The following is a 22,623-nucleotide window of genomic DNA, read 5'->3' on the forward strand; positions in this document are numbered from 1 at the left end:
TGGCAAGCAAAGAGCGCCGATTTTCAGCCAGTTTTTGCCCGTGCCGACGGTTTTCTCCCGCTCAGACCTTGGTGAAGAACAGTACCGACATGACCAGCCCCGTGACCACGATGCCCCAGCGCAGTATCGGTGCGGGGATTTTGCGGGCCACGCGGGCGCCGCCGTAGCCCCCGGCGGTGGCCGCCACCATCATCAAGAGCGCCTGGGGCCACAGCACGATGCCGCCGGCGGCGTACACGCCGACGGCGATGGCGGTGAGCAGGGTGGACACCAGGTTCTTCATGCCGTTCATGGCGTTCAGGTTGGTCTGGCCCAGCAGGCTGAACAGCGCCAGGCACAGGATGCCCAGGCCGCCGTTGAAGTAGCCGCCGTAAAACGCCACGGCCAGCATCCCCAGCGCGGCCTTGACCGTCGAGGGGCTGCCGTGCTGCTGGCCTGCGGCCCAGGCGCGGATCTGCGGGCCGAAGGCGAACAGGGCGGTGGCGCCCAGCAGCAACCAGGGCACGACTTTCTTGAAGGTGGCGTCGGACGTGACCAGCAGCAGCCCGGCACCGGCAGCGCCGCCCAGCAGCGACAGGGCCACCGACAGCTTCATCGACAGTCCCGGCGGCGCAGCCATGTCTTCGCGAAAGCCCCAGGTGCTGGCCGCGTAGCCGGGCAGCAGCGCCACCGTGCCCGTGGCATTGGCGGTGACGGCGGGCACGCCGGTAAAGACCAGCGCCGGCAGGGTCAGAAAGCTGCCGCCCCCGGCCACGGCATTGAGCGCTCCGGCCAGAAAAGCGGCTACCAGCAGCAGTGCCACGTGGTCCAACGGGCCAAACATTTCCATCTTCGCTCCCCTCTTGCCTCTTGATTTCGCAACAGGGGGCGATCTTAGGGGGAATCCGTGGCCCGGGCGGCGTGGCCGCGCCGTGGTGGGCGGTTAAGCTGTTTTGACTGCGAGTTTTTCCCAGGCGTCGATGGCCTCGGCGCAGTACATCAGGGCCGGGCCGCCGCCCATGTAGACGCAGATGCCCAGCATTTCGTCCAGTTCGGCCCGCGTGGCGCCCAGCTTGTGCAGCGCCTGGACGTGAAAGCCGATGCAGCCCGAGCATTTCTGCGTCACGCCGATGGCCAGGGCGATCAGCTCCTTGGTCTTGGCATCGATGGCGCCATCAACCATCGCCGCCTGGGACATTTGGTAGAAGTTCTGCATGACCTGGCTTTGCGACTGGCGAAAGCTCTTGAGGGCAGTGTTGATGTTCTGGGTCAGACCGGCATGGTCAAAGGTGCTCATACATCCTCCTGGGAAAAGCTGCGGGACAAATAATTTACATATTTATATAATAATGCCAACTTGCAGCTTGCGTGATCTTGCGCGTTTTGTTTGAAGGAGCATTGCTATGAAAGCCAACATGGGCGGCGTCGACCGCGTTTTGCGTATCCTGGTGGGGATTGTCCTGATCTCGCTGGCCGCTACCGGGCAGGTTGGCTGGTGGGGCTGGCTGGGCGTGGTGCCGCTGGCCACGGGGCTGATGCGTTTTTGCCCGCTGTACACGCTGCTGGGCATCAGCACCTGCCCGCTCAAGCAGAAATAAACTTGGCCATCCGGGCTGCTTGTCCGGCAAAAGACAATGTCTGGCATTTCCTGTTTGCTTTCATTGTGCTTTAAGGTACGCAGCTTTTGAATTTTGACCGCTGTGATCATGACATCGCCGATTGCCCCCGCTGCTGCCCCGATTGACCTGGACGTGATGCGCAGTCACGCCAGCCAGGTGGTGGTCATCCTGAAACTGCTGGGCAATGCCGACCGGCTGCTGTTGCTGTGCCAGCTGGCCTTGCAGGAGCGCACCGTGGGCGATCTGGAGCAGCTCACCGGGGTGACCCAGCCGACCTTGTCGCAGCAGCTGGGCATTCTGCGCCGCGAGGGCGTGGTGGCGACGCGGCGCGAGGGCAAGTTCATCTGGTATCGCCTGGAGGATGCCCGCATCCTGCAGCTCATCCAGACCATGTACGGCCTGTATTGCCCCCAGTGAAGGGCGGCGGGTGCTTTTGACGCCGGGGCGCAGACGCTGCCGAGGTCAGTCCTTGGCGTACGGGTCGGCGTAGCCCATTTCGCGCAGGATGGCGGTTTCGTAGTCTTCCATCTCCTGCGCATCTTCCTCGCTGGTTTCATGGTCCCAGCCCTGGGCGTGCAGCGTGCCATGCACCAGCAGGTGGGCGTAGTGTTCTTCCAGCGTCTTGTTCTGCTCCTGCGCCTCGCGGGCGACGACGGGGGCGCACAGCACCAGGTCGGCGATGACGACCGGCTCCTGCTCGTAATCAAACGTCAGCACGTTCGTGGCGTAGTCCTTGTGGCGGTACTGCTGGTTGAGCTGCCGGCCTTCGCTGCTGCCGACGATGCGCACGGTGATCTGCGCATCCAGCGCCAGCGCGTGGCGAATCCAGCGCGTCACGCGGCTGCGGGTCAGTACGGCGCGGTGGGTGGCAATGTCGTCGATGTCCCGGCCAAATTGCAGCGACAGACTCAGGGGGTTCAATGCCATGGTGGGTGCGGTTCCTTTGCGCGATGGTGGTGAATTGATAGCTGTTTCCGCTGATGAATAAACATTTTCAGATATAAGTGATGTTGAAAATGTTTATTCATCAGAGGAAACAGCTATTGTTTTGATGCTTCAGGCATTCTGCTCCACGGCCAGCACGATGGGCAGTACCAGCGGCCACGAAGGGGCAGGATGCTTTCGGGCGTGATGGCCTCGCCCTCATGCGCATCGATGGGCGGGAGGCGTCGGTCATAGCGTGTGGGCAGGAGGGGTGTATTGTGCCGCTGCCGTCTTGGGCAGCGCCGGGTTTCCCGGCACAATTGCAGATTGACTATTTATTCCTTGGAGATTTTTCAGATGAAGAAACGCACTCTTCTCGCTTCGGTGGCGCTGGCTGCCGTGCTGGCCGCCTGCGGCAAAACCGAACCTGCCGCCAGCAGCGCCGCCCCGGCCGCTGCGCCCGAGGCCGCTCCAGTTGCTGCCACGCTGGTCGTCGGCCTGGACGACAACTTCCCGCCCATGGGCTTTCGGGACGAGAAGAACGAGCTGGTCGGCTTCGACATCGACATGGCCCGCGCCGCTGCCGAGCGGGCCGGCCTGAAAGTGGAGTTCAAGCCCATCGACTGGAGCGCCAAGGAAGCCGAACTCTCCGGCAAGCGCGTCGATGCCCTGTGGAACGGCCTGACCATCACCGAAGAGCGCAAGCAGAACATCGCCTTCACCGCGCCCTACATGGAAAACCACCAGATCATCGTGGTGCCGGCCAACTCCGAGATCAAGACCAAGGCTGATCTGGCCGGCAAGGTGGTCGGCGCCCAGGAAGGCTCCAGCGCCGTGGACGCCATCAAGAAGGAAGAAGCCGTTTTCAACTCCTTCAAGGAACTGAAAACCTTTGGCGACAACGTGGCCGCGCTGATGGACCTGACCACGGGCCGCCTGGAAGCCGTGGTGGTCGATGAGGTCGTGGGCCGCTACTACGTGGCCAAGAAGCCCGATCTGTACGCCGTGCTGGACGAGAACTTCGGCACCGAGGAATACGGCGTGGGCCTGCGCAAGGACGATGCCGAGCTGCTGGCCAAGCTGGAAGCGGCCATCAACGGCATGAAGCAGGACGGCACCGCCGCCAAGATTGCCGAGCAGTGGTTCGGCAAGGACATCATCAAGTAACCCAACGCGGCTTCGGCCCGGCATGGCACAGTGGCCACCGTGGCCGCAGTGCCTTGCTAGAATCGGCGGTTACGCCCCCTGCAGCCGGCAAGGCTTGGCCTTGTCGGCTTTTTCGTTGCCTGCTCCTTAGAACGTGTTTACGTTCTCTGCCACCCGGGCGTGCCAAGACCTTTATGGAATATGTGATTTCTCTCCTGAGCCCCATGTGGAGTGGGGCGCAGGTCACGCTCAAGCTGTTCGTGATCACCATGCTGCTGTCCATCCCGCTGGGGCTGACGCTGGCACTGGTGCGCATCTCGCGTTTTCGCAGCCTGAGCGCCGCCGTGGGCGCCTACATCTGGCTGATGCGCGGCACGCCGCTGATGCTGCAACTGCTGTTCATCTACTTTGCCCTGCCGTTTGTGCCGGTGATCGGCGTGCGCCTGCCGGACTTTCCCTCGGCAGTGGTGGCCTTTGCGCTGAACTATGCGGCCTACTTTGCCGAAATTTTCCGCGCCGGCATCCAGTCCATCGACCGGGGGCAGTACGAAGGCGCCAAGGTGCTGGGCCTGACCTACGGTCAGACCATGCGCCGCATCATCCTGCCGCAGATGTGGACGCGCATCCTGCCGCCGGTAAGCAACGAAACCATCACCCTGGTCAAGGACACCAGCCTGATCTACGTGCTGGCCCTGAACGACCTGCTGCGCGTGGCTCGCGGCATGGTGCAGCGCGACTTCACGTTCACGCCGTTCATCGTGGCGGGCTGTTTCTACCTGGGGATGACGCTGATTCTGACCTGGGTCTTCCAATACCTGGAGCGCCGCCATGCCCGCTTTGATGCCTGATACGACGCCTGCCACCAAGGCCATGCCCGAGGCCATGATCTGCGCCCGGGACATCCACAAAAGCTTTGGCGCCACCAGCGTGCTGCGCGGCATCTCGCTGGAGCTGCAACGCGGCGAGGTGGTGGCCATCATCGGCCCCTCCGGCTCGGGCAAGAGTACCTTTTTGCGCTGCCTGAACCATCTGGAAACCATCGACAGCGGCAGGATCACCGTCGAGGGCGAGGTGCTGGTCGAGAACGATGCCAGCGGTCAGGCCCGCTATGTGCCCGATGCGCAAATCCGCAGCATCGGCCGCAAGATGGGCATGGTGTTCCAGTCGTTCAACCTGTTCCCGCATCTGACGGTGCTGGAGAACATCATCGAAGCGCCCATGCTGGTGAAAAAAATGGCCCGCGCCGCCATCGTGCCCCAGGCCGAGCAGCTGCTGCAAAAGGTCGGCCTGCTGGACAAGCGCGATGCCTATCCCAACCGCCTCTCGGGTGGGCAGAAGCAGCGCGTGGCGATTGCCCGGGCGCTGGCGATGGGGCCGGACATCCTGCTGTTCGACGAGCCGACCTCGGCCCTCGACCCCGAGCTGACCGGCGAAGTGCTGCGCACCATGCGTGCCCTGGCGCAGGAGCATATGACCATGCTGGTCGTCACCCACGAAATGGGCTTTGCCCGCGACGTGGCCAACCGCGTGGTCTTCATGGACAAGGGTGAAATCGTCGAGCAGGCGCCTGCCCAGGCGTTTTTCGCCAACCCGCAGCAGCAGCGCACCCGGGCGTTCCTGCACAACACCTTGTAAGCTTCCGGCTCCAGAAGCGCGTTTCTTCCTCTATGCCTGCCTCCGCAAACCTTGTCGAACTGCGCAACGTCACCTTTGGCTACGGTGAACGGGTGATCCTGCGCGACCTCTCGCTGACCGTGCCGCGCGGCAAGGTGACGGCGCTGATGGGCGCCTCCGGCGGCGGCAAGACCACGGTGCTGCGCCTGATCGGCGGGCAGAACCGGGCGCAGCAGGGCCAGGTGCTGTTCGACGGGCAGGACGTGGGGCGCATGGACACTGCCGCGCTCTACGCCATGCGCCGGCGCATGGGGATGCTGTTCCAGTTCGGCGCCCTGTTCACCGACATGAACGTGCTGGACAACGTGGCCTTTCCGCTGCGCGAACACACCGACCTGCCCGAAGCGCTGGTGCGCGACATTGTGTTGATGAAGCTGCACGCTGTCGGCCTGCGCGGCGCACGCGACCTGATGCCCAGCGAAATCTCCGGCGGCATGGCGCGGCGCGTGGCGCTGGCGCGGGCGATGGCCCTCGACCCCGAACTCATCATGTACGACGAGCCGTTTGCCGGACTCGACCCGATTTCCCTGGGCACCTCGGCCCGCCTGATCCGCACTTTGAACGACACCCTGGGGCTGACCAGCATCGTGGTGTCGCACGACGTGCAGGAAACCTTTCACGTGGCCGATCAGGTGATCATCCTGGGCGCCGGCGGCGTCGCCGCCCAGGGCACGCCGCAGGAGGTCATGGACAACCCCGACCCGCTGGTGCAGCAGTTCGTCCACGCCCGCCCGCACGGGCCGGTGCCGTTTCACTACCCGGCGCCCAGCTTGGCGCAGGACTTCGGAGGTGCGCCATGAATCTGCTGGCAGCACTGGGGCGCAGCACCCGGGCGCAACTGGCGGCCCTGGGGCAGGCCGCGCGGCTGTTCGTGCAATTGCTGGGCCTGCTGCCCGCCAGCCTGGGGCGCTTTCGGCTGGTGGGCGAGCAAATCCATTTTCTGGGCAATTACTCGCTGGCCATCATCGGCGTGTCCGGGCTGTTCGTCGGCTTCGTGCTGGGCCTGCAGGGCTATTACACCCTGCAGCGCTATGGCTCGGCCGAGGCGCTGGGCCTGCTGGTGGCGCTGTCGCTGCTGCGCGAGCTGGGGCCGGTGGTCACGGCGCTGCTGTTTGCGGGCCGCGCCGGTACGGCCCTGACGGCAGAGATCGGCCTGATGAAAGCCGGCGAGCAGCTCACGGCGATGGAAATGATGGCCGTCAGCCCGGTGCGCCGCATTCTGGCGCCGCGTTTCTGGGCCGGGGTCATCACCATGCCGCTTTTGGCGGCGGTGTTCAGCGCCGTGGGCGTGATTGGCGGCTGGGTGGTGGGCGTGCTGCTCATCGGCGTGGATGGCGGTGCTTTCTGGGGACAGATGCAAGGCGGTGTCGATTGGTGGTACGACCTGGCCAACGGCGTCCTCAAAAGCCTGGTGTTCGGCGTGGCGGTGAGCTTCATCGCTCTTTATCAGGGCTATAGCGCCAAGCCGACGCCCGAAGGCGTCTCCCGCGCCACGACGCGCACCGTGGTAGTGGCCTCGCTCACCGTACTGGGGTTGGACTTTCTTCTTACGGCGTCCATGTTCAGCATTTAAGGAATCGACACATGCAAAGTTCCAAAAACGACGTATGGGTGGGCTTGTTCGTCTTGATCGGCGGTCTGGCGCTGGCCTTTCTGGCGCTGCAATCGGCCAACCTGCTCAGCTTGAATTTCGAGCAGACCTACCAGGTCACGGCCCGCTTCGACAACATCGGCGGCCTCAAGCCCAAGGCGGCGGTGAAAAGCGCCGGCGTGGTCGTGGGCCGGGTCGATGGCATCGGCTTCGACGACCAGACCTTCCAGGCCACCGTCCATCTGTCGCTGGAAAAGCGCTACGCCTTTCCCAAGGACAGCTCCTTGAAAATCCTGACCAGCGGCCTGCTGGGCGACCAGTACATCGGTATCGAGGCCGGGGCCGAGGAAGCCAATCTGGCCCAGGGGGATCGCATCACGGCGACGCAATCGGCCGTGGTGCTGGAAAATCTGATCGGCCAGTTCCTCTACGGCAAGGCGCAAGAGGGCGGCGCAGCCAATTGATGCGTCCGGCAAAGGTGAACATGATGTCCAAAAAACTGCTTTCCTTTTTTTCGTTCTCCCGCAGGGCACTGGCCGCATCCCTGGCCGGTGGCTGTCTGGTTCTGGCCGGGTGCGCTTCGGTGCCCGAAGGGCAGGCCCGCAACCCGCAAGACCCCTGGGAGGGCTACAACCGCTCGATGATGACGTTCAACGACAAGGTCGATACGGCGGTGTTCAAGCCTGTGGCGACCGCCTACAAAACCGTCACGCCCCGGCCGGTGCGCACGGGGGTGACCAACTTCTTCGACAACATCGGCGACCTGTGGTCGATGGTGAACTACCTGCTGCAGGGCCGGGGCGAAAAAGCCTACAACCACATGGTGCGCTTTACCACCAACACCGTGTTCGGCCTGGGCGGCGTACTCGACATTGCCACCGAGGCGCAGATTCCCCGCGAGAAGCAGGACTTCGGCCTGACCCTGGCGCACTGGGGCATGAAGCCGGGGCCGTACCTGGTGCTGCCGTTCTGGGGGCCTTCGACGCTGCGCGATACCGTGGCCCTGCCGGTGGACTGGAGGGGTTATGTCCTCGACCGGATGCACCCGGTGTCGCACCGCAATACCCTGACCGTGGTGCGCTGGACGGACAAGCGGGCCAACCTGCTCGACACCACCGACATGGTGGACGCCATCGCCCTGGACCGCTACAGCCTGATCCGCGACTTCTACCTGCAGCAGCGTGATCCCAAGGCGCAGGACGAGAACGCCGGGAAAATTGAAGATTTTGACGATTGAGATACAGCGAGTTTTTCATGCAACGACGTACCCTGGCCACTTTGCTGGCATCCCTGACAGTCTGTGCCGCTCTGCCTGCCTGGGCGCAGGCCGAGGAGGCGCCCGATGCGCTCATCAAGCGCCTGTCCGCCGACCTGCTGGAGCTGATCAAGCAAGACCCGCAGCTCAAGAAAGGCGATATCGCCCATATCTCCGAAGTCGTCGATCGGGAAGTCATGCCCTACGTGAACTTCCGCAGGATGACTTCGGCGGCCGTCGGCCCGCAATGGCGCCAGGCCAACGAAGCGCAGCGCGACAAGCTGCAACAGTCGTTCAAGGCCATGCTGATCCGCACCTATGCGGGAGCGCTGGCGCAGGTCAGCGACCAGAAAGTGGTCGTCAAGCCGCTGCGGGCCGCCCCGGGCGACACCGACGTGCTGGTGCGCACCGAAGTGCATGGCAAGGGCGAGCCGGTGCCGCTGGACTTCCGCCTGGAGAAAAAACCGGGCGAGGGCTGGAAGGTCTACAACTTCAACGTGCTGGGCATCTGGCTGGTGGAAACCTACCGCACCCAGTTTGCGCAGGAGCTGAACAAGGGCGGCATCGACGGGCTGATCCAGGCCCTGTCCACCCGCACCTTTGATGCCAGCGCCCCGGCAACGGCCCAGACCCGGCAGTAAGCCATGACGACCCCGCACCGCATTGCCCTGCCGCCCCAGCTGGACACCGGCTGCGCCACGGCACAGCTGGCCCGGCTGTGCCAGGCGCTGGATGCGCTGCCCGCCGGCAGCGCCTGCGTGCTGGATGCGGCGCAGGTGCAGCAGTTCGATTCGGCCGGGCTGGCCGTTTTGCTGGCCTGCCGCCGCCACGCGCTGGCCAGCGGCAAGACCGTGCATGTGGCGCAGTGGCCCGACAAGTTGCACGCGCTGGCGCAGGTGTACGGCGTGGCCGCGTGGCTGGCCCCCGAAGCGCCGGCCCTGGCGCAAAGCGCATAGGCCCTGCGGCCATTGGTGCAGCGCAGCATGGTGCTGCGGGCCGCACCGTAAAATGGCAAGCTCATGACCGCAGTTTCTTTCCAATCCGTCTCCAAGACCTACACCACCCCCAAGGGGGATTTCCACGCGCTGCAAAACGTCAGCCTGGACATCGAGGTGGGCGAATTTTTCGGCCTGCTCGGCCCCAACGGGGCTGGCAAAACCACCCTCATCAGCATCCTGGCAGGGCTGGCGCGTGCCAGCAGCGGGCGCGTATCGGTGCTGGGGCACGATGTGCAGGGCGATTTTTCCGCCGCCCGCCAGCGCCTGGGCATCGTGCCGCAGGAGCTGGTGTTCGACCCCTTCTTCAACGTGCGCGAAACCTTGCAGTTGCAGTCCGGCTACTTCGGCCTGAAGAACAACGACGCCTGGATCGACGAACTGCTGGAAAGCCTGGGCCTGGCCGACAAGGCCACGGCCAACCTGCGCCAGCTTTCCGGCGGCATGAAGCGCCGCGTGATGGTGGCGCAGGCGCTGGTACACAAGCCGCCGGTGATCGTGCTGGACGAACCCACCGCCGGGGTGGACGTGGAGCTGCGCCAGACGCTGTGGCAGTTCATCGCCCAGCTCAACAAGCAGGGCCATACCGTGCTGCTGACCACGCACTACCTGGAAGAGGCCGAGGCGCTGTGCAGCCGCGTCGCCATGCTCAAGCGCGGGCAGATCGTCACCCTTTCGCGCATGGACGACTTGCTCAAATCCGCATCCAGCACCGTGTTGCAGTTCAAGACCGACGATGCCCTGCCCGCCGATCTGGCCACGCGGGCGCGGGTGACCGGGCGCATCGTGCAGATTCCGGCCCACGACGCCGCCGATGTCGAGCAGCTCCTGGCCGCACTGCGCCAGGGCGGCGTGCGCCCGCAGGAGGTGGAAATCCGCCGTGCCGATCTGGAGGACGTGTTCATCCACGTCATGCAACAGCAGCAGGGAGGCGGCCAATGACCATGCCCAAGCCAGGCGCCGGCTGGCGCACGCTGCTGTACAAGGAAGTGCAGCGCTTCTGGAAAGTGGCTTTCCAGACCATCGCCGCGCCGGTGCTGACCGCCGTGCTGTACCTGCTGGTGTTCGGCCACGTGCTGGAAGGGCGCATGGTGGTCTACGACCGCCTGAGCTACACCGCCTTCCTCATCCCCGGGCTGGTGATGATGAGCATGTTGCAGAACGCCTTTGCCAACAGCGCCTCCAGCCTGGTGCAAAGCAAGATCATGGGGTCGCTGGTGTTCCTGCTGCTCACCCCGCTGTCGCACTGGGCCTGGTTTGGCGCCTACGTGGGCGCGGCGATCCTGCGCGGGCTGCTGGTGGGCGCCGGGGTGTTTGCCATCACCCTGTTTTTTGCCATTCCGGAATTTGCCGCGCCGCTGTGGATTGCCGTGTTCGCCCTGCTGGGCTGCGCCATGATGGGCACGCTGGGGCTGATTGCCGGGCTGTGGGCGGACAAGTTCGACCAGATGGCGACCTTCCAGAACTTCCTCATCATGCCCATGACGTTTTTGTCCGGCGTGTTCTATTCCATCCACTCCCTGCCGACGTTCTGGCAGAACCTGAGCCATTTCAACCCGTTTTTCTACATGATCGACGGCTTTCGCTACGGCTTCTTCGGCCAGAGCGACGTGTCTCCCTGGTTCAGTCTGGCCATGGCGGGCACGGCCTGGCTGCTGGTGAGTGCGCTGGCGCTGCAACTGCTGCGCACGGGCTACAAAATTCGCAGCTAGTACCGCTGATTAAATAACGATTTCAAGAGGTTTTAATATGAATGCTGAAGATATTCAAGCGCTGATAGCTACAGGTTTGGAGTGCCAACACATCGAAGTGGAAGGCGACGGCCGCCACTGGTTCGCCGTCATCGTCTCCAGCGCCTTCGAGGGCCAGAACCGCGTGCAGCGCCAGCGCATGGTGAACGCCACCGTCCACGCCAAGATGGTCACCGACGAGCTGCACGCCCTGTCGATGAAAACCCTCACGCCCGCCGAATGGGCCGAGCTGCAAGCCTGAAACCGATCGCTGCCGACGCTTGTCCGGCAGGCACCGCAGGCCCATTTTTCTCTTAATCACCAGCGATTGGTTATGGACAAACTCCTTATCCGTGGCGGCCAGAGCCTGCAGGGCGAGGTGCTGATCTCCGGCGCAAAGAACGCCGCACTGCCGCAAATGTGCGCGGCGCTGCTGACCGGCGACCCGGTACACCTCACCAACGTGCCGCGCCTGCACGACGTGGCCACCATGCGCCGCCTGCTCGACCACATGGGCGTGGCCACCGAAACCCACGGCGAGCGCGGCGGCATGAGCTTCACCGCCCCCGACACGCTCAACCCCGAGGCGCCCTACGAGCTGGTGAAAACCATGCGGGCCTCGGTGCTGGTGCTGGGGCCGCTGCTGGCCCGCTTTGGCCGCGCCAAGGTATCGCTGCCCGGCGGCTGCGCCATCGGTTCGCGCCCGGTCGATCAGCACATCAAGGGCTTGCAGGCCATGGGTGCGGAAATCACCGTCGACCACGGCTACATGCTGGCCAGCCTGCCGCTGGGCCGCCAGCGCCTGCGCGGCGCCCGTATCAGCACCGACATGGTGACGGTGACGGGCACGGAAAACTTCCTCATGGCCGCCTGCCTGGCCGAAGGCCAGACCGTGCTGGAAAACGCCGCCATGGAGCCCGAGATCACCGACCTGGCGGAAATGCTCATCCGCATGGGCGCGAAAATCTCCGGCCACGGCACCAGCCGCATCGTCATCGACGGGGTGGAAAAACTCCACGGTTGCGAGCACCAGGTCGTGGCCGACCGGATCGAGGCCGGCACCTTTTTGTGCGCCGTGGCCGCCACCGGCGGCGAAGCCTTTCTGCGCCATGCCCGCGCCGACCACCTGGGCGCGGTGCTGGACAAGCTGCACGACGCCGGTGCCCAGGTGCTGGCTGAAGAAGGCGGCCTGCGCATCCGCAGCGAAGGGCCGCTCAAGGCGCAAAGCTTTCGCACCACCGAATACCCCGGCTTTCCCACCGACATGCAGGCGCAGTTCATGGCCCTCAATCTGGTGGCCGAAGGCAGCAGCACGGTGACCGAAACCATTTTTGAAAACCGCTTCATGCACGTCAATGAAATGCGCCGCCTGGGGGCGCAGATCAGCACCGACGGGCGCGTGGCCAGCGTCACCGGCGGGCAGCGCCTGACCGGGGCGACCGTCATGGCGACCGACCTGCGGGCCTCGGCCAGCCTGGTCATCGCCGCCCTGGTGGCCCAGGGCGAAACCACGGTGGAGCGCATCTACCACCTCGACCGGGGCTACGACCGCATGGAAGACAAGCTGCGGGCCCTGGGGGCGGACATCCAGCGCATTTCCTAACTCCATTCAGATCGCTGCCGTTATGAGCATCACCATCGCCCTGTCCAAGGGCCGCATTTACGAAGAAACCCTGCCGCTGCTGGCCGCCGCCGGCATCACCGTGGCGGAAGACCCGGAAAAGTCCCGCAAGCTGATCTTCCCCACCAACCAGCCGGACGTGCGCGTCGTGCTGGTGCGGGCCTCGGACGTGCCGGTGTACGTGCAGTACGGCGGGGCCGACCTGGGCGTTTCGGGCCTGGATTCGCTCATCGAACACGGCGGCCAGGGCCTGTACCAGCCGCTGGACCTGCACATCGCCCAGTGCCGCGTCAGCGTTGCCGTGCGTGCCGGTTTTGACTACGAAGCCGCCGTGCAGCAAGGCGCCCGCCTGAAAATCGCCACCAAATACACCACCATCGCCCGCGAGTTTTTCGCCCAGAAAGGCGTCCACGTCGATATGGTCAAGCTCTACGGCAGCATGGAGCTGGCGCCGCTGACCGGCATGGCGGACGCCATCGTCGATCTGGTCTCCACCGGCAGCACCCTGAAAGCCAACAACCTGGTCGAGGTCGAGCGCATCATGGACATCAGCTCGCGCCTGGTCGTGAACCAGGCGGCGCTGAAAATCAAGCAAGCCAAACTGCGCCCCATCATCGACGCCTTTGCCGGGGCCATCACCCAAGATTAACGCAGCATTCGCCAGGAAAAATCATGAACTTAGTAGCTACTCCCGCCCGCCTGTCAACGGTTTCAAGCACTTTTGAGCAAGATTTTTCCCGGCGCCTGCACTGGTCGGCCGAACAGGACGCTGCCATCGAAGAGCGCGTTGCCGCCATCCTGGCCGACGTCCAGCAGCGCGGCGATGCCGCCGTACTGGACTACACCGCCCGCTTCGACGGCCTGCCCGCCGAAGGCATGGCGGCACTGGAGCTGACCCAGGCCGAGCTGAAAGCCGCCTACGACAGCCTGCCCGCCCCGCAGCGCGACGCCCTGACGGCCGCCGCCCAGCGCGTGCGCAGCTACCACGAGGCCCAGAAAAAGGCCAGCGGCGAAAGCTGGAGCTACCGCGACGCCGACGGCACCCTGCTGGGCCAGAAAGTCACCCCGCTGGACCGCGTGGGCATCTACGTGCCCGGCGGCAAGGCCGCCTACCCCAGCAGCGTGCTGATGAACGCCATCCCTGCCCACGTCGCCGGTGTGCCGGAAATCATCATGGTCGTGCCCACGCCCAAGGGCGAGAAAAACCCGCTGGTGCTGGCCGCCGCCTACGTCGCCGGCGTCACGCGCGGCTTCACCATCGGCGGCGCCCAGGCCGTGGCCGCGCTGGCCTACGGCACGGCCACCGTGCCCAAGGTGGACAAGATCACCGGCCCCGGCAACGCCTACGTCGCCAGCGCGAAAAAGCGCGTGTTCGGCCTGGTCGGCATCGACATGATCGCCGGGCCATCCGAAATCCTGGTGCTGGCCGACGGCAGCACGCCCCCGGACTGGGTGGCGATGGACCTGTTCAGCCAGGCCGAGCATGACGAACTGGCCCAGTCCATCCTGCTGTGCCCCGATGCCGACTACATCGCCGCCGTGCAGCGCGAAATCGACCGCCTGCTGCCCGAAATGCCCCGCGCCGAAATCATCGCCAAGTCCCTGAGCGACCGGGGCGCCCTCATCCATACGCGCAGCATGGAAGAAGCCTGCGCCATCAGCAACCGCATCGCCCCCGAACACCTGGAAGTCTCCAGCCGCGATCCGCACCGCTGGGAGCCGCTGTTGAAGCACGCCGGGGCCATCTTCCTGGGCGCCTATACCTCCGAGAGCCTGGGCGACTACTGCGCCGGCCCCAACCACGTCCTGCCCACCAGCGGCACGGCCCGTTTCAGCTCCCCCCTGGGCGTGTACGACTTCCAGAAGCGCAGCAGCCTGATCGAAGTCAGCGAACAGGGCGCCCAAACCCTGGGCCGCATCGCCAGCGTACTGGCGCACGGCGAAGGCTTGCAGGGCCATGCGCGGGCGGCGGAAATGCGGTTGAAGGCGTAACGTCAGCGTCCCGTCGCAGCCTGTCTGGAGCATATGGGCTGCGAAGTAATAGTGATTGATAATAGCTATTGTTTTCGTTGGCGCCACCATATTGTCCTGTACCCATCATTATGAAACCCACACCACAATTACCAGAAGAACTGCATCTTGCAGAGCTGCGACGTGAGCAAGCTTTTAAAAAAGTGTGCTTGGCGGCACAGGCTGTGCCATTAAAGATTTGGCAACTTCCTTTTGCATACCTGGCAGGCGTCTTGGTCGGGGTTTTTGCATATTTTGCCCAGACAAATCTATTCCTCGCTATTACTGCTGGTGCGGCGGTAGCGGCACTGAACGTCGCCACTGCCGCCGCTGTATCAATATCAAAGACCAATGCCGCCCTTGTCGCACTCATCGATGAACGAGAAAGAAGTTTGAGTGGGGAATATAAAAAAATCGGAAAAGGATTTTGTCGAGAATAATCCCGGATTTTTGTAATTTTGATAAGGAATGATAATGAACAATCTCCCGTGCTGCCCAAAGTGCGATTCGACCTACACCTATGAAGACGGCAGCCAGTACGTTTGCCCCGAATGCGGCCACGAATGGAGCCGTGTTACGCAAGAGGCTGTAGAGGAACAGCGTGTGTGGAAAGACGCCTTTGGCAACGCACTGAAAGACGGAGATTCGGTCACCGTTATCAAAGACCTCAAGGTGAAGGGCTCCTCTTCGGTGGTCAAAGTCGGAACGAAGGTCAAGAACATTCGCCTGATGGATGGCGACCACGACATCGACTGCAAGATCGACGGGTTCGGGTCGATACAATTGAAATCCGAGTACATCAAGAAAGCCTGATCTTCATGGCGAAAAGATTGGCCGATGTGGCGGAAAGGCCGGTCTTGACCACACGCCCCCCACCCTGGCATGCCCCTTTGGCCGATTTGTCGCCTGCCTATTTCGGGCTGGTGATGGCCACGGGCATCGTCTCGCTGGGGGCGGGGATGATGGGACATCCGCTGGTGGCGCGGGGGCTGTTGTGGCTGAACTTCGGCCAGTACGCCCTGCTGTGGCTGCTGTACGGGGCGCGGGCGGTGCTGTATCCGCAGCGGTTTTTCCAGGATTTGATCGACCATCTGCGCGGGCCGGGTTTTTTCACCACAGTGGCGGCTTCGGGGATTCTGGCCAGCCAGGCGGTGGTGCAACTGGACTATCTGCCGCTGGGCGTGGGGCTGTGGGCGCTGGCGCTGCTGTTGTGGCTGGTGCTGACGTATTCCATCTTTACCGCCTTCACCGTCAAGCAGGAAAAGCCGCCGCTGGACAAGGGCATCAACGGTGCCTGGCTGCTGGCGGTGGTGGCCACGCAGTCGCTGGCGGTGAGCAGCTGCCTGCTGGCCGACCGCATCGGCCAGCCCCTGCGGCTGGAGCTGAATCTGCTGGCGCTGTCCATGTGGCTGTGGGGCGGGATGCTCTACATCTGGATGATGTCGCTGATTTTTTACCGCTACACCTTTTTCCGTTTCGCCCCCGGCGACCTGGCCCCGCCGTACTGGATCAACATGGGCGCCATGGCCATTTCCACCCTGGCCGGTTCGCTGCTGATCCAGAACGCCCCGCATGCGCCGTATCTGGCCGAGCTGCTGCCCTTCCTCAAAGGCTTCACCTTGTTCTACTGGGCCACCGGCACCTGGTGGATTCCCATGCTGCTGGTGCTGGGCATCTGGCGGCACGTCTACCGGCGCTTTCCCTTGCAGTACGACCCCTTGTATTGGGGCGCGGTATTTCCGCTGGGGATGTATGCGGCCTGCACCTGGCAGTTGGACAAGGCGATGGCCTTCGGCTTTTTGCGCAGCGTGCCGCTGGCGTTCTGGTGGGTCGCGCTGACGGCCTGGGGGCTGACGTTTTTCGGGATGCTGCGGCGTATCTCGCACGCGCTCAGAGGTAAAAGCTGGACGGCGTAGCCCCGAAATGCCGCTTGAACATGGCGGTGAATGCGCTGGGGCTGGCGTAGCCGCAGTCCAGCGCCACGTCGATGATCTTGCGGCCTTCGGCAATGCCGCGCAGGGCGTGCAGCAGCCGGGCCTGTTCGCGCCATTGGGCGAAGCGCATACCGGTTTCCTGGGTAAACAGCCGGTACAGGGTGCGCTCTCCCACGCCCAGGGTGCGTGCCCAGGCGGCTGCGCTGGTGGTGTCCGAGGGGCGGTTCATCAACGCATGGCAGATGGCCTGCAGCCGCACATTGCGGGGTAGGGGCAGATGCAGGGTCATGGCAGGGGCGGCACGTACCTCGTCCAGCAGCAGGGCGATGAGGTGGGCGTCCCTTCCGGACAGCGCCGGGGCTGGCGTGATCTGCACCGCCGCAACCAGCAGCTCCCGCAGCAGCGGCGAGACGTTGAGCACGCAGCTTTGCGGCGGCAGGCCGGGCACTGTCTCTGCGCGGATGTAGGCAGTTCGCATCAGGACGGCGCCCGACATGGTGACGTTATGGCGCAGCCCGGCGATCAGCCAGAGGGCGCGATGCGGCGGCACCACCCAGGCGCCGCCCTCCGAATGCACGAGCATGACGCCGTTGGTGGCGTACAGCAGTTGCCCTGCATCGTGGGTATGCCAGCCGGTCGATGCGCCTGACGGGTACATCCGTTCCACGGCCAGTACGGCCGGTGCAAGTGTCGGGGGGCGATGGGGCGGGAGCGTGGTGGTGTGCATGGCAGAAACTCGATGGTTATTGGCAGATTAGCGCAGGACAGCCATCACGGTACAACGTACCCTCGCGGGCGTTCGCTTTTTCATTCGTATTGTTTTATGACCACACCCACTGCCACCTGCCCGGAGACCGTTGCCACGGCACCGGCTTCTTCTCCTGTCCCCGCCCGGCAGCACGGTTTTCTGTTGCCCGTGGTGGGCGGTGCGGCGCTGGCGCATTTGCTCAATGACCTGATCCAGGCCATGCTGCCGGCGATTTTTCCGCTGCTCAAGCAGAACTTCGCGCTCAGTTTCGGGCAGATCGGCATCATCGGGCTGGTCTATCAGGCGACGGCATCGCTGTTGCAGCCCTGGGTGGGGCTGGTGACGGACAGGCATCCCTTGCCCTATCTGCTGCCGTCCGGGATGGTGATGACCTTGATCGGCATCGGGCTGCTGGCGACGGCGGGCAGTTATCCGATGCTGCTGGTGGCGGCTGCGGTGGTGGGCGTGGGCTCGGCCACCTTCCACCCGGAGGCCTCGCGCATTGCCCGGCTGGCGTCGGGCGGGCGTTTCGGCACGGCGCAATCGACCTTTCAGGTGGGTGGCAATACCGGCTCGGCCATCGGCCCGCTGCTGGCGGCGGCCATCGTCATTCCCCACGGGCAGGGGGCGGTGGCGTGGTTCATGCTGATTGCGCTGGCAGCGATCTTTGTGCTGTACCGACTCACGCTCTGGGTGCGGCGCCACGGGCAGGCGCAGGCCCGTAGTCTGGGTCAAGGCCATGCCGGTGGTTTGGGCCGTGCCGGCGTGGTGCGGGCCGTGGCGGTGATTTGCGTGCTGCTGTTTGCCAAGTTCGTCTACATCGCGGCGTTCACCAACTATTTCACCTTCTACCTGATGCAGCGCTTTGGCGTGGGCGTGCAGCAAAGCCAGGTTTTCCTGTTCATGTTTCTGGCGTCCGTTGCCGTGGGCACTTTTGCGGGCGGGCCGGTGGGCGACCGCATCGGGCGCAAGGCGGTGATCTGGGTGTCCTTCCTGGGCGTGGCCCCGTTCGCGCTGGCCTTGCCGCACGTCGGCCTGTTCTGGACGGCGGTGCTGGCGATGCTGATCGGGCTGGTGATGTCCTCGGCCTTCGCCGCCATGGTGGTCTACGCCCAGGAGGCAGTGCCGGGCCGCGTGGGCATGGTGTCGGGGTTGATGTTCGGGCTGATGTTCGGCATTGGCGGCTTGGGAGCGGCGGGGCTGGGCAAGCTGGCGGACGTCCACGGCATTGTCTGGGTGTACGGGGTGACGGCCTACCTGCCGCTGCTGGGGCTGGCGACGGCGCTGCTGCCGGATACCGGCAAACGGCGAGCGTGATGCTGGTTGTTACACGAAATTCGTGCAACACGAATTTCGTGTAAACTGTGCCGCATGAAAAATCTGACCATCACCGTGGAAGACAGCGTGCTGGAATGGGCCCGCATCGAGGCGGCCCGCCGGGGCACCAGCGTCTCGCGCATGGTGGGGGATTTCATGGCCGAGATGCAGCAGCGCGAGGATGCCTACGAACGCGCCTATCTGGCCTGGCGCACCGACGAGCGCGGCTGGCAGGCGCAGCCTGTGCAAAAAACCGCAGCGCGTAGCGCAAGCCCGCAAAGGGTTGACGGCCAGAACGATGGGAAAGACGGGGGCGCAGCATGAACCCGGTGTTCGTCGATACCTCGGTGCTGATTGCGGCAGAGGACACGGGCGGCGGCCCGCTGTACCGGGCCTGCCTGGACTGGCTGGACGGGCTGTGGCAGCACCGCAGCGGCCGCACCGGCAACCAGGCGCTGGTGGAGTTTTACGACCAGGTGGTTGCCGCCCCCCGGCCCATGCCCCGGGGCGATGCCCGCGCTGCGCTGCGCCGCTACCAGACCTGGACGCCCTGGAAAACCGATGCCGCCACGCTGGAAACCGCCTGGGCCATCGAGGCGCGGCACGACCTGCCGTTTGGCGACTGCCTGGCCCTGGCCTGCGCCCAGCACAGCGGCTGCGAAGCCATGCTCAGCCTGCACCTGCCGCATGGCGCGGTGTATGGCGGGGTGCGGGTGTGCCACCCCTTGCACAGCACGCCGCAGGAATTTGCCGAAGGAAAGTTATGACCACAACCACTGATGCCACCGCTGCCGCCGTGCAACGCATCCGCCCCGACGTGCGGGCCATGGCCGCCTACCACGTCCAGCCCGCCGCCGGGCTGCTGAAGATGGATGCGATGGAAAACCCCTTCACGTTGCCGCCCGAATTGCAGGCCGCGTTGGGCCAGCGCCTGGGCGCCCTGGCCATCAACCGCTACCCGGGCGAGCGTATCGGCCTGCTGCACCAGGCGCTGGCGCAGTATGTGGACGTGCCTGCGGGCTGCCAGCTCATGCTGGGCAATGGCTCGGACGAGTTGATCAGCTTGGTCAGCCTGGCCTGCGCCCAGCCGGGGGCCAAGGTGCTGGCGCCGTTGCCGGGCTTTGTCATGTACGCCATGAGTGCGCAATTGCAGGGGCTGGAGTTTGTCGGCGTCGATCTGACGGCGGACTTCGCCCTGGACGTGCCCGCCATGTGCGCCGCCATGGCCCGCGAGCGCCCGGCCATCACCTATCTGGCCTATCCGAACAACCCCACCGCCACGCTGTGGGCGCAGGCCGACATGCAGGCGGTGATCGACGCTGCGGCGCAGGTGGGCGGCATCGTCGTCGTCGACGAGGCCTACCAGCCCTTTGCCAGCCGCACGTGGCTCGACCAACTGCGGGCCGAGCCTGAGCGCAACGGCCATGTGCTGCTGATGCGCACCCTGAGCAAATTCGGCCTGGCCGGCGTGCGCCTGGGCTACATGCTGGGCGCGGCGGCGCTGGTGGCGGAAATCGACAAGGTGCGCCCGCCGTACAACGTCAGCGTGCTGAACAGCGAAGCCGCCCTGTTTGCGCTGGAACATGCCGAGGTGTTTGCCGCGCAGGCGCAGGAATTGTGTGCCCAGCGCAGCGCCTTGGTGGCGGCCTTGCAGGGCATGGCGGGGGTGGAGAAGGTCTGGCCCTCGGAAGCCAACATGGTGCTGCTGCGCGTGCCCGATGCCGCCCGCACCCTGGCGGCGATGAAGGCGCGGGGCGTGCTGGTGAAAAACGTCTCTGCCCTGCACCCGCTGCTGCACAACTGCCTGCGCCTGACCGTGGGCAGCGCCGAAGAAAATACCCAGATGTTGGCCGCTTTACAGGAGTCCTTATGACCAGCAACGCTTTAGTCACCACCCAGCCCACCACTGCCCGCACTGCCGAAGTGCAGCGCAACACGGCGGAAACCCGCGTGCAGGTGCGCGTCAATCTGGACGGCACGGGCCAGGCCCGGCTTAATTCGGGCATCGGCTTTCTCGACCACATGCTCGACCAGATCGCCCGCCACGGCCTGATCGACCTGGACGTGGAATGCGCGGGCGACCTGCACATCGACGGCCACCACACGGTGGAAGACATCGGCATCACCATCGGCCAGGCCTTTGCCCAGGCCATCGGCGACAAGAAAGGCATCCGCCGCTACGGCCATGCCTACGTGCCGCTGGACGAAGCCCTCTCCCGCGTGGTCATCGACTTCTCGGGCCGCCCCGGCCTGCACATGGACGTGAAGTTCACCGCCGGCAGCATCGGCCAGCTCGACACGCAACTGGTGTACGAGTTCTTCCAGGGCTTCGTGAACCACGCGGGCGTGACGCTGCACATCGACAACCTTAAAGGCTTCAACGCCCATCACCAGTGCGAAACCATCTTCAAGGCCTTTGCCCGTGCGCTGCGCTTTGCGCTGGAACACGACCCGCGCATGGCCGGGGTGATTCCGTCGACCAAGGGCGCTTTGTAAAAAAGAGAGCTTTTACTGCTGGCATGGATTGGTTTTCAGATGGAAAACAGTCTAAAGACCAGTATTGACCAACGCAAGCAGCTATGCAAACAATCACAAACACCGTCGCCGTCGTCGATTACGGCATGGGCAACCTGCGTTCCGTGGCCCAGGCCGTGCTGGCCGCCGCTGCCGACAGCGCCGTGCGCGTGCAGGTCACGCAAGACCCCGCCGTGGTGCGCTCGGCCAGCCGCGTCGTGCTGCCCGGCCAGGGCGCCATGCGCGACTGCATGGCGGCGCTGCGCCAAAGCGGGCTGGAAGACGCCGTGCGCGACGCGGCGGCCAGCAAGCCGCTGTTCGGTGTCTGCGTCGGAATGCAGATGCTGCTGGAACACAGCGAAGAGGGCGACACCCCCGGCCTGGGCCTGATCCCCGGCCAGGTGCGCCGCTTCGACCTGGCCGGCCAGCGCCAGGCCGACGGCAGCCGCTTCAAAGTGCCGCAAATGGGCTGGAACCAGGTGTGGCAGGCCGAGCATGGCGGGCAGCGCCATCCGCTGTGGGACGGGGTGGCGGACGGCAGCTTTTTCTACTTCGTGCACAGCTTCTACGCCCAGCCGGCGCAGGAGCGCGATTGCGCCGCCGCCACCGACTACGGCCACCGGTTTGCCAGCGCCGTGGCCCACGGCGGCATGTTCGCCACCCAGTTCCACCCGGAAAAAAGCGCCGCCCAGGGGCTGCGCCTGTACCGAAATTTTCTGCACTGGCAGCCTTAGAGCCGGTTCCTAAGCGCCTGTTTTCGCTCTAAGATTTCACCTTCCCTCAACCCGGCACTCTGACGCCACTTTTGCACCCTCATCACCCATGCTGCTCATTCCTGCCATCGACCTCAAAGACGGCCAATGTGTACGCCTGAAACAAGGCGATATGGACCAATCGACCATCTTCGGCGACCCCGCCGAAATGGCCCGCCGCTGGCTGGATGCCGGAGCGCGGCGCCTGCATCTGGTGGACTTGAACGGCGCGTTCGCCGGCCAGCCGAAGAACCTGGCCGCGATCAAGGCCATCCTGAAAGAAGTGGACGGCGAAATCCCCGTGCAGCTGGGCGGCGGCATCCGCGACCTGGACACGATCGAGCGCTACGTCGATCTGGGCATGGACTACATCATCATCGGCACCGCCGCCGTGAAGAACCCCGGCTTTTTGCAGGATGCGTGCAGCGCCTTTGCCGGGCACATCATCGTCGGCTTGGATGCCAAGGACGGCAAGATTGCCGTCGATGGCTGGGGCAAGCTCACCGGCCAGGAGGTCATCCCCACCGCCAAGCGCTTCGAGGACTGGGGCGTGGAATCCATCATCTACACCGACATTGGCCGCGACGGGATGCTCTCCGGCATCAACATCGACGCCACCGTGAAACTGTCGCAGGCCGTGCGTATCCCCATCATCGCTTCGGGCGGGCTGGCGGGCATGGCCGACATCGATGCGCTGTGTGCCGTGCAGGACGAGGGCATCGAAGGCGTGATCTGCGGCCGGGCGATTTATTCCGGCGACCTGGACTTTGCCGCCGCGCAGGAACGGGCGGATGCGCTGACCGAACAGGCGTAA

At 64.6% G+C, this 22,623-nt stretch carries 31 protein-coding genes; 27 read left to right on the forward strand and 4 right to left on the reverse strand.

All coding sequences use genetic code 11. The annotated features are described in order from the left end of the window. Window positions 1–61: 61 nt before the first annotated feature. Window positions 62–823: a sulfite exporter TauE/SafE family protein gene (locus ACFO3A_RS07355; RefSeq protein ID WP_377725292.1), complete on the reverse strand. Its 762-nt coding sequence runs from the start codon at window positions 821–823 to the stop codon at window positions 62–64. 99 nt (window positions 824–922) lie between these two features. Further along, window positions 923–1,276: a carboxymuconolactone decarboxylase family protein gene (locus ACFO3A_RS07360; protein WP_377725294.1), complete on the reverse strand. Its 354-nt coding sequence runs from the start codon at window positions 1,274–1,276 to the stop codon at window positions 923–925. A 106-nt stretch (window positions 1,277–1,382) separates the two neighbouring features. Here ACFO3A_RS07360 and ACFO3A_RS07365 point away from each other — a divergent pair, with 106 nt between their 5' ends. After that, the gene (locus tag ACFO3A_RS07365; RefSeq protein ID WP_377725296.1) at window positions 1,383–1,577 is read left to right on the forward strand and encodes a YgaP family membrane protein; all 195 of its coding nucleotides are present in this window, start codon (window positions 1,383–1,385) and stop codon (window positions 1,575–1,577) included. A gap of 108 nt (window positions 1,578–1,685) precedes the next feature. After that, window positions 1,686–2,015: a metalloregulator ArsR/SmtB family transcription factor gene (locus ACFO3A_RS07370; protein WP_377725297.1), complete on the forward strand. Its 330-nt coding sequence runs from the start codon at window positions 1,686–1,688 to the stop codon at window positions 2,013–2,015. 45 nt (window positions 2,016–2,060) lie between these two features. Here ACFO3A_RS07370 and ybeY read toward each other — a convergent pair whose 3' ends face one another. Continuing rightward, a complete protein-coding gene (gene ybeY / locus ACFO3A_RS07375; RefSeq protein ID WP_377725299.1) occupies window positions 2,061–2,525 on the reverse strand; it encodes an rRNA maturation RNase YbeY in 465 nt (154 codons plus the stop codon). A 354-nt stretch (window positions 2,526–2,879) separates the two neighbouring features. Here ybeY and ACFO3A_RS07380 point away from each other — a divergent pair, with 354 nt between their 5' ends. The 18 genes from ACFO3A_RS07380 (at window position 2,880) to ACFO3A_RS07465 (ending at window position 16,460) form a co-directional block, all read left to right on the forward strand. Then, window positions 2,880–3,689, forward strand: a complete 810-nt coding sequence (locus ACFO3A_RS07380) for an amino acid ABC transporter substrate-binding protein (protein ID WP_377725301.1) — start codon at window positions 2,880–2,882, stop codon at window positions 3,687–3,689. Window positions 3,690–3,862: 173 nt separating this feature from the next. Continuing rightward, window positions 3,863–4,516: an amino acid ABC transporter permease gene (locus ACFO3A_RS07385; RefSeq protein ID WP_377725302.1), complete on the forward strand. Its 654-nt coding sequence runs from the start codon at window positions 3,863–3,865 to the stop codon at window positions 4,514–4,516. A gap of 34 nt (window positions 4,517–4,550) precedes the next feature. Continuing rightward, window positions 4,551–5,303 carry an amino acid ABC transporter ATP-binding protein gene (locus ACFO3A_RS07390; protein ID WP_377725389.1) on the forward strand — a complete coding sequence of 251 codons (753 nt, stop codon included), beginning with the start codon at window positions 4,551–4,553 and terminating at the stop codon, window positions 5,301–5,303. 32 nt (window positions 5,304–5,335) lie between these two features. Further along, a complete protein-coding gene (locus ACFO3A_RS07395; protein WP_377725304.1) occupies window positions 5,336–6,142 on the forward strand; it encodes an ABC transporter ATP-binding protein in 807 nt (268 codons plus the stop codon). Then, window positions 6,139–6,915, forward strand: coding sequence for a lipid asymmetry maintenance ABC transporter permease subunit MlaE (gene mlaE / locus ACFO3A_RS07400; protein ID WP_377725306.1), 777 nt, complete (start codon window positions 6,139–6,141; stop codon window positions 6,913–6,915). The genes ACFO3A_RS07395 and mlaE overlap by 4 nt, the downstream gene beginning before the upstream one ends. 11 nt (window positions 6,916–6,926) lie before the next feature. Beyond that, the gene (gene mlaD, locus ACFO3A_RS07405; RefSeq protein WP_377725307.1) at window positions 6,927–7,397 is read left to right on the forward strand and encodes an outer membrane lipid asymmetry maintenance protein MlaD; all 471 of its coding nucleotides are present in this window, start codon (window positions 6,927–6,929) and stop codon (window positions 7,395–7,397) included. Window positions 7,398–7,417: 20 nt separating this feature from the next. After that, complete coding sequence (locus ACFO3A_RS07410) at window positions 7,418–8,170, forward strand: MlaA family lipoprotein (RefSeq protein WP_377725309.1); 753 nt, start codon at window positions 7,418–7,420, stop codon at window positions 8,168–8,170. A gap of 17 nt (window positions 8,171–8,187) precedes the next feature. Further along, entirely contained in the window at window positions 8,188–8,829 is a 642-nt protein-coding gene (locus tag ACFO3A_RS07415) for an MlaC/ttg2D family ABC transporter substrate-binding protein (RefSeq protein WP_377725310.1), read from the forward strand. A 3-nt stretch (window positions 8,830–8,832) separates the two neighbouring features. Then, on the forward strand, window positions 8,833–9,144 hold the full coding sequence (locus ACFO3A_RS07420) for an STAS domain-containing protein (RefSeq protein ID WP_377725311.1): 312 nt from the start codon (window positions 8,833–8,835) through the stop codon (window positions 9,142–9,144). Window positions 9,145–9,207: 63 nt separating this feature from the next. Continuing rightward, a complete protein-coding gene (locus ACFO3A_RS07425; protein ID WP_377725312.1) occupies window positions 9,208–10,125 on the forward strand; it encodes an ABC transporter ATP-binding protein in 918 nt (305 codons plus the stop codon). A 2-nt stretch (window positions 10,126–10,127) separates the two neighbouring features. Further along, the gene (locus tag ACFO3A_RS07430; RefSeq protein WP_377725390.1) at window positions 10,128–10,895 is read left to right on the forward strand and encodes an ABC transporter permease; all 768 of its coding nucleotides are present in this window, start codon (window positions 10,128–10,130) and stop codon (window positions 10,893–10,895) included. A 37-nt stretch (window positions 10,896–10,932) separates the two neighbouring features. Next, complete coding sequence (locus ACFO3A_RS07435; RefSeq protein ID WP_377725313.1) at window positions 10,933–11,175, forward strand: BolA family protein; 243 nt, start codon at window positions 10,933–10,935, stop codon at window positions 11,173–11,175. Window positions 11,176–11,247: 72 nt separating this feature from the next. Further along, complete coding sequence (gene murA, locus ACFO3A_RS07440) at window positions 11,248–12,516, forward strand: UDP-N-acetylglucosamine 1-carboxyvinyltransferase (protein WP_377725315.1); 1,269 nt, start codon at window positions 11,248–11,250, stop codon at window positions 12,514–12,516. Window positions 12,517–12,538: 22 nt separating this feature from the next. After that, window positions 12,539–13,183 carry an ATP phosphoribosyltransferase gene (hisG, locus tag ACFO3A_RS07445; RefSeq protein WP_377725317.1) on the forward strand — a complete coding sequence of 215 codons (645 nt, stop codon included), beginning with the start codon at window positions 12,539–12,541 and terminating at the stop codon, window positions 13,181–13,183. A 23-nt stretch (window positions 13,184–13,206) separates the two neighbouring features. Then, on the forward strand, window positions 13,207–14,526 hold the full coding sequence (hisD, locus tag ACFO3A_RS07450; protein ID WP_377725318.1) for a histidinol dehydrogenase: 1,320 nt from the start codon (window positions 13,207–13,209) through the stop codon (window positions 14,524–14,526). A 110-nt stretch (window positions 14,527–14,636) separates the two neighbouring features. Continuing rightward, complete coding sequence (locus ACFO3A_RS07455) at window positions 14,637–14,984, forward strand: hypothetical protein (protein ID WP_377725321.1); 348 nt, start codon at window positions 14,637–14,639, stop codon at window positions 14,982–14,984. A 34-nt stretch (window positions 14,985–15,018) separates the two neighbouring features. After that, window positions 15,019–15,357, forward strand: coding sequence for a zinc ribbon domain-containing protein YjdM (locus ACFO3A_RS07460; RefSeq protein ID WP_377725322.1), 339 nt, complete (start codon window positions 15,019–15,021; stop codon window positions 15,355–15,357). Window positions 15,358–15,362: 5 nt separating this feature from the next. Beyond that, window positions 15,363–16,460, forward strand: coding sequence for a tellurite resistance/C4-dicarboxylate transporter family protein (locus tag ACFO3A_RS07465; RefSeq protein WP_377725324.1), 1,098 nt, complete (start codon window positions 15,363–15,365; stop codon window positions 16,458–16,460). On the opposite strand, the gene ACFO3A_RS07470 is transcribed toward ACFO3A_RS07465, so the two are convergent. Then, window positions 16,435–17,205, reverse strand: a complete 771-nt coding sequence (locus ACFO3A_RS07470) for an AraC family transcriptional regulator (protein ID WP_377725326.1) — start codon at window positions 17,203–17,205, stop codon at window positions 16,435–16,437. The two genes, ACFO3A_RS07465 and ACFO3A_RS07470, sit on opposite strands and share 26 nt — an antisense overlap. A 96-nt stretch (window positions 17,206–17,301) precedes the next feature. On the opposite strand from ACFO3A_RS07470, the gene ACFO3A_RS07475 reads away from it, so the two are divergent. The 7 genes from ACFO3A_RS07475 (at window position 17,302) to hisA (ending at window position 22,623) form a co-directional block, all read left to right on the forward strand. After that, window positions 17,302–18,543 (forward strand): MFS transporter, encoded by a 1,242-nt coding sequence (locus ACFO3A_RS07475; protein WP_377725330.1) that lies wholly within the window; start codon window positions 17,302–17,304, stop codon window positions 18,541–18,543. Between the two features lie 54 nt (window positions 18,544–18,597). Next, entirely contained in the window at window positions 18,598–18,867 is a 270-nt protein-coding gene (locus ACFO3A_RS07480) for a DUF6364 family protein (protein ID WP_377725332.1), read from the forward strand. Further along, on the forward strand, window positions 18,864–19,310 hold the full coding sequence (locus tag ACFO3A_RS07485; RefSeq protein ID WP_377725334.1) for a PIN domain-containing protein: 447 nt from the start codon (window positions 18,864–18,866) through the stop codon (window positions 19,308–19,310). Before ACFO3A_RS07480 ends, ACFO3A_RS07485 begins: the two co-directional genes overlap by 4 nt. Then, the gene (gene hisC / locus ACFO3A_RS07490) at window positions 19,307–20,416 is read left to right on the forward strand and encodes a histidinol-phosphate transaminase (protein WP_377725336.1); all 1,110 of its coding nucleotides are present in this window, start codon (window positions 19,307–19,309) and stop codon (window positions 20,414–20,416) included. Before ACFO3A_RS07485 ends, hisC begins: the two co-directional genes overlap by 4 nt. After that, entirely contained in the window at window positions 20,413–21,039 is a 627-nt protein-coding gene (hisB, locus tag ACFO3A_RS07495; RefSeq protein WP_377725337.1) for an imidazoleglycerol-phosphate dehydratase HisB, read from the forward strand. Before hisC ends, hisB begins: the two co-directional genes overlap by 4 nt. An 83-nt stretch (window positions 21,040–21,122) precedes the next feature. Next, complete coding sequence (gene hisH / locus ACFO3A_RS07500) at window positions 21,123–21,791, forward strand: imidazole glycerol phosphate synthase subunit HisH (protein ID WP_377725340.1); 669 nt, start codon at window positions 21,123–21,125, stop codon at window positions 21,789–21,791. A gap of 88 nt (window positions 21,792–21,879) precedes the next feature. Then, window positions 21,880–22,623, forward strand: coding sequence for a 1-(5-phosphoribosyl)-5-[(5-phosphoribosylamino)methylideneamino]imidazole-4-carboxamide isomerase (gene hisA, locus ACFO3A_RS07505; RefSeq protein ID WP_377725341.1), 744 nt, complete (start codon window positions 21,880–21,882; stop codon window positions 22,621–22,623).

This window comes from Comamonas nitrativorans, from assembly GCF_042654765.1.
GTDB classification, from domain to species: domain Bacteria; phylum Pseudomonadota; class Gammaproteobacteria; order Burkholderiales; family Burkholderiaceae_C; genus Comamonas; species Comamonas nitrativorans.

What these genes read in the sequence shown, in the direction of transcription:
- ACFO3A_RS07355 (WP_377725292.1), bottom strand. Translation starts at nt 823, where the DNA reads ATGTTTGGCCCGTTGGACCACGTGGCACTGCTGCTGGTAGCCGCTTTT.
- ACFO3A_RS07360 (WP_377725294.1), bottom strand. Translation starts at nt 1,276, where the DNA reads ATGAGCACCTTTGACCATGCCGGTCTGACCCAGAACATCAACACTGCC.
- ACFO3A_RS07365 (WP_377725296.1), top strand. Translation starts at nt 1,383, where the DNA reads ATGAAAGCCAACATGGGCGGCGTCGACCGCGTTTTGCGTATCCTGGTG.
- ACFO3A_RS07370 (WP_377725297.1), top strand. Translation starts at nt 1,686, where the DNA reads ATGACATCGCCGATTGCCCCCGCTGCTGCCCCGATTGACCTGGACGTG.
- ybeY (WP_377725299.1), bottom strand. Translation starts at nt 2,525, where the DNA reads ATGGCATTGAACCCCCTGAGTCTGTCGCTGCAATTTGGCCGGGACATC.
- ACFO3A_RS07380 (WP_377725301.1), top strand. Translation starts at nt 2,880, where the DNA reads ATGAAGAAACGCACTCTTCTCGCTTCGGTGGCGCTGGCTGCCGTGCTG.
- ACFO3A_RS07385 (WP_377725302.1), top strand. Translation starts at nt 3,863, where the DNA reads ATGGAATATGTGATTTCTCTCCTGAGCCCCATGTGGAGTGGGGCGCAG.
- ACFO3A_RS07390 (WP_377725389.1), top strand. Translation starts at nt 4,551, where the DNA reads ATGATCTGCGCCCGGGACATCCACAAAAGCTTTGGCGCCACCAGCGTG.
- ACFO3A_RS07395 (WP_377725304.1), top strand. Translation starts at nt 5,336, where the DNA reads ATGCCTGCCTCCGCAAACCTTGTCGAACTGCGCAACGTCACCTTTGGC.
- mlaE (WP_377725306.1), top strand. Translation starts at nt 6,139, where the DNA reads ATGAATCTGCTGGCAGCACTGGGGCGCAGCACCCGGGCGCAACTGGCG.
- mlaD (WP_377725307.1), top strand. Translation starts at nt 6,927, where the DNA reads ATGCAAAGTTCCAAAAACGACGTATGGGTGGGCTTGTTCGTCTTGATC.
- ACFO3A_RS07410 (WP_377725309.1), top strand. Translation starts at nt 7,418, where the DNA reads ATGATGTCCAAAAAACTGCTTTCCTTTTTTTCGTTCTCCCGCAGGGCA.
- ACFO3A_RS07415 (WP_377725310.1), top strand. Translation starts at nt 8,188, where the DNA reads ATGCAACGACGTACCCTGGCCACTTTGCTGGCATCCCTGACAGTCTGT.
- ACFO3A_RS07420 (WP_377725311.1), top strand. Translation starts at nt 8,833, where the DNA reads ATGACGACCCCGCACCGCATTGCCCTGCCGCCCCAGCTGGACACCGGC.
- ACFO3A_RS07425 (WP_377725312.1), top strand. Translation starts at nt 9,208, where the DNA reads ATGACCGCAGTTTCTTTCCAATCCGTCTCCAAGACCTACACCACCCCC.
- ACFO3A_RS07430 (WP_377725390.1), top strand. Translation starts at nt 10,128, where the DNA reads ATGCCCAAGCCAGGCGCCGGCTGGCGCACGCTGCTGTACAAGGAAGTG.
- ACFO3A_RS07435 (WP_377725313.1), top strand. Translation starts at nt 10,933, where the DNA reads ATGAATGCTGAAGATATTCAAGCGCTGATAGCTACAGGTTTGGAGTGC.
- murA (WP_377725315.1), top strand. Translation starts at nt 11,248, where the DNA reads ATGGACAAACTCCTTATCCGTGGCGGCCAGAGCCTGCAGGGCGAGGTG.
- hisG (WP_377725317.1), top strand. Translation starts at nt 12,539, where the DNA reads ATGAGCATCACCATCGCCCTGTCCAAGGGCCGCATTTACGAAGAAACC.
- hisD (WP_377725318.1), top strand. Translation starts at nt 13,207, where the DNA reads ATGAACTTAGTAGCTACTCCCGCCCGCCTGTCAACGGTTTCAAGCACT.
- ACFO3A_RS07455 (WP_377725321.1), top strand. Translation starts at nt 14,637, where the DNA reads ATGAAACCCACACCACAATTACCAGAAGAACTGCATCTTGCAGAGCTG.
- ACFO3A_RS07460 (WP_377725322.1), top strand. Translation starts at nt 15,019, where the DNA reads ATGAACAATCTCCCGTGCTGCCCAAAGTGCGATTCGACCTACACCTAT.
- ACFO3A_RS07465 (WP_377725324.1), top strand. Translation starts at nt 15,363, where the DNA reads ATGGCGAAAAGATTGGCCGATGTGGCGGAAAGGCCGGTCTTGACCACA.
- ACFO3A_RS07470 (WP_377725326.1), bottom strand. Translation starts at nt 17,205, where the DNA reads ATGCACACCACCACGCTCCCGCCCCATCGCCCCCCGACACTTGCACCG.
- ACFO3A_RS07475 (WP_377725330.1), top strand. Translation starts at nt 17,302, where the DNA reads ATGACCACACCCACTGCCACCTGCCCGGAGACCGTTGCCACGGCACCG.
- ACFO3A_RS07480 (WP_377725332.1), top strand. Translation starts at nt 18,598, where the DNA reads ATGAAAAATCTGACCATCACCGTGGAAGACAGCGTGCTGGAATGGGCC.
- ACFO3A_RS07485 (WP_377725334.1), top strand. Translation starts at nt 18,864, where the DNA reads ATGAACCCGGTGTTCGTCGATACCTCGGTGCTGATTGCGGCAGAGGAC.
- hisC (WP_377725336.1), top strand. Translation starts at nt 19,307, where the DNA reads ATGACCACAACCACTGATGCCACCGCTGCCGCCGTGCAACGCATCCGC.
- hisB (WP_377725337.1), top strand. Translation starts at nt 20,413, where the DNA reads ATGACCAGCAACGCTTTAGTCACCACCCAGCCCACCACTGCCCGCACT.
- hisH (WP_377725340.1), top strand. Translation starts at nt 21,123, where the DNA reads ATGCAAACAATCACAAACACCGTCGCCGTCGTCGATTACGGCATGGGC.
- hisA (WP_377725341.1), top strand. Translation starts at nt 21,880, where the DNA reads ATGCTGCTCATTCCTGCCATCGACCTCAAAGACGGCCAATGTGTACGC.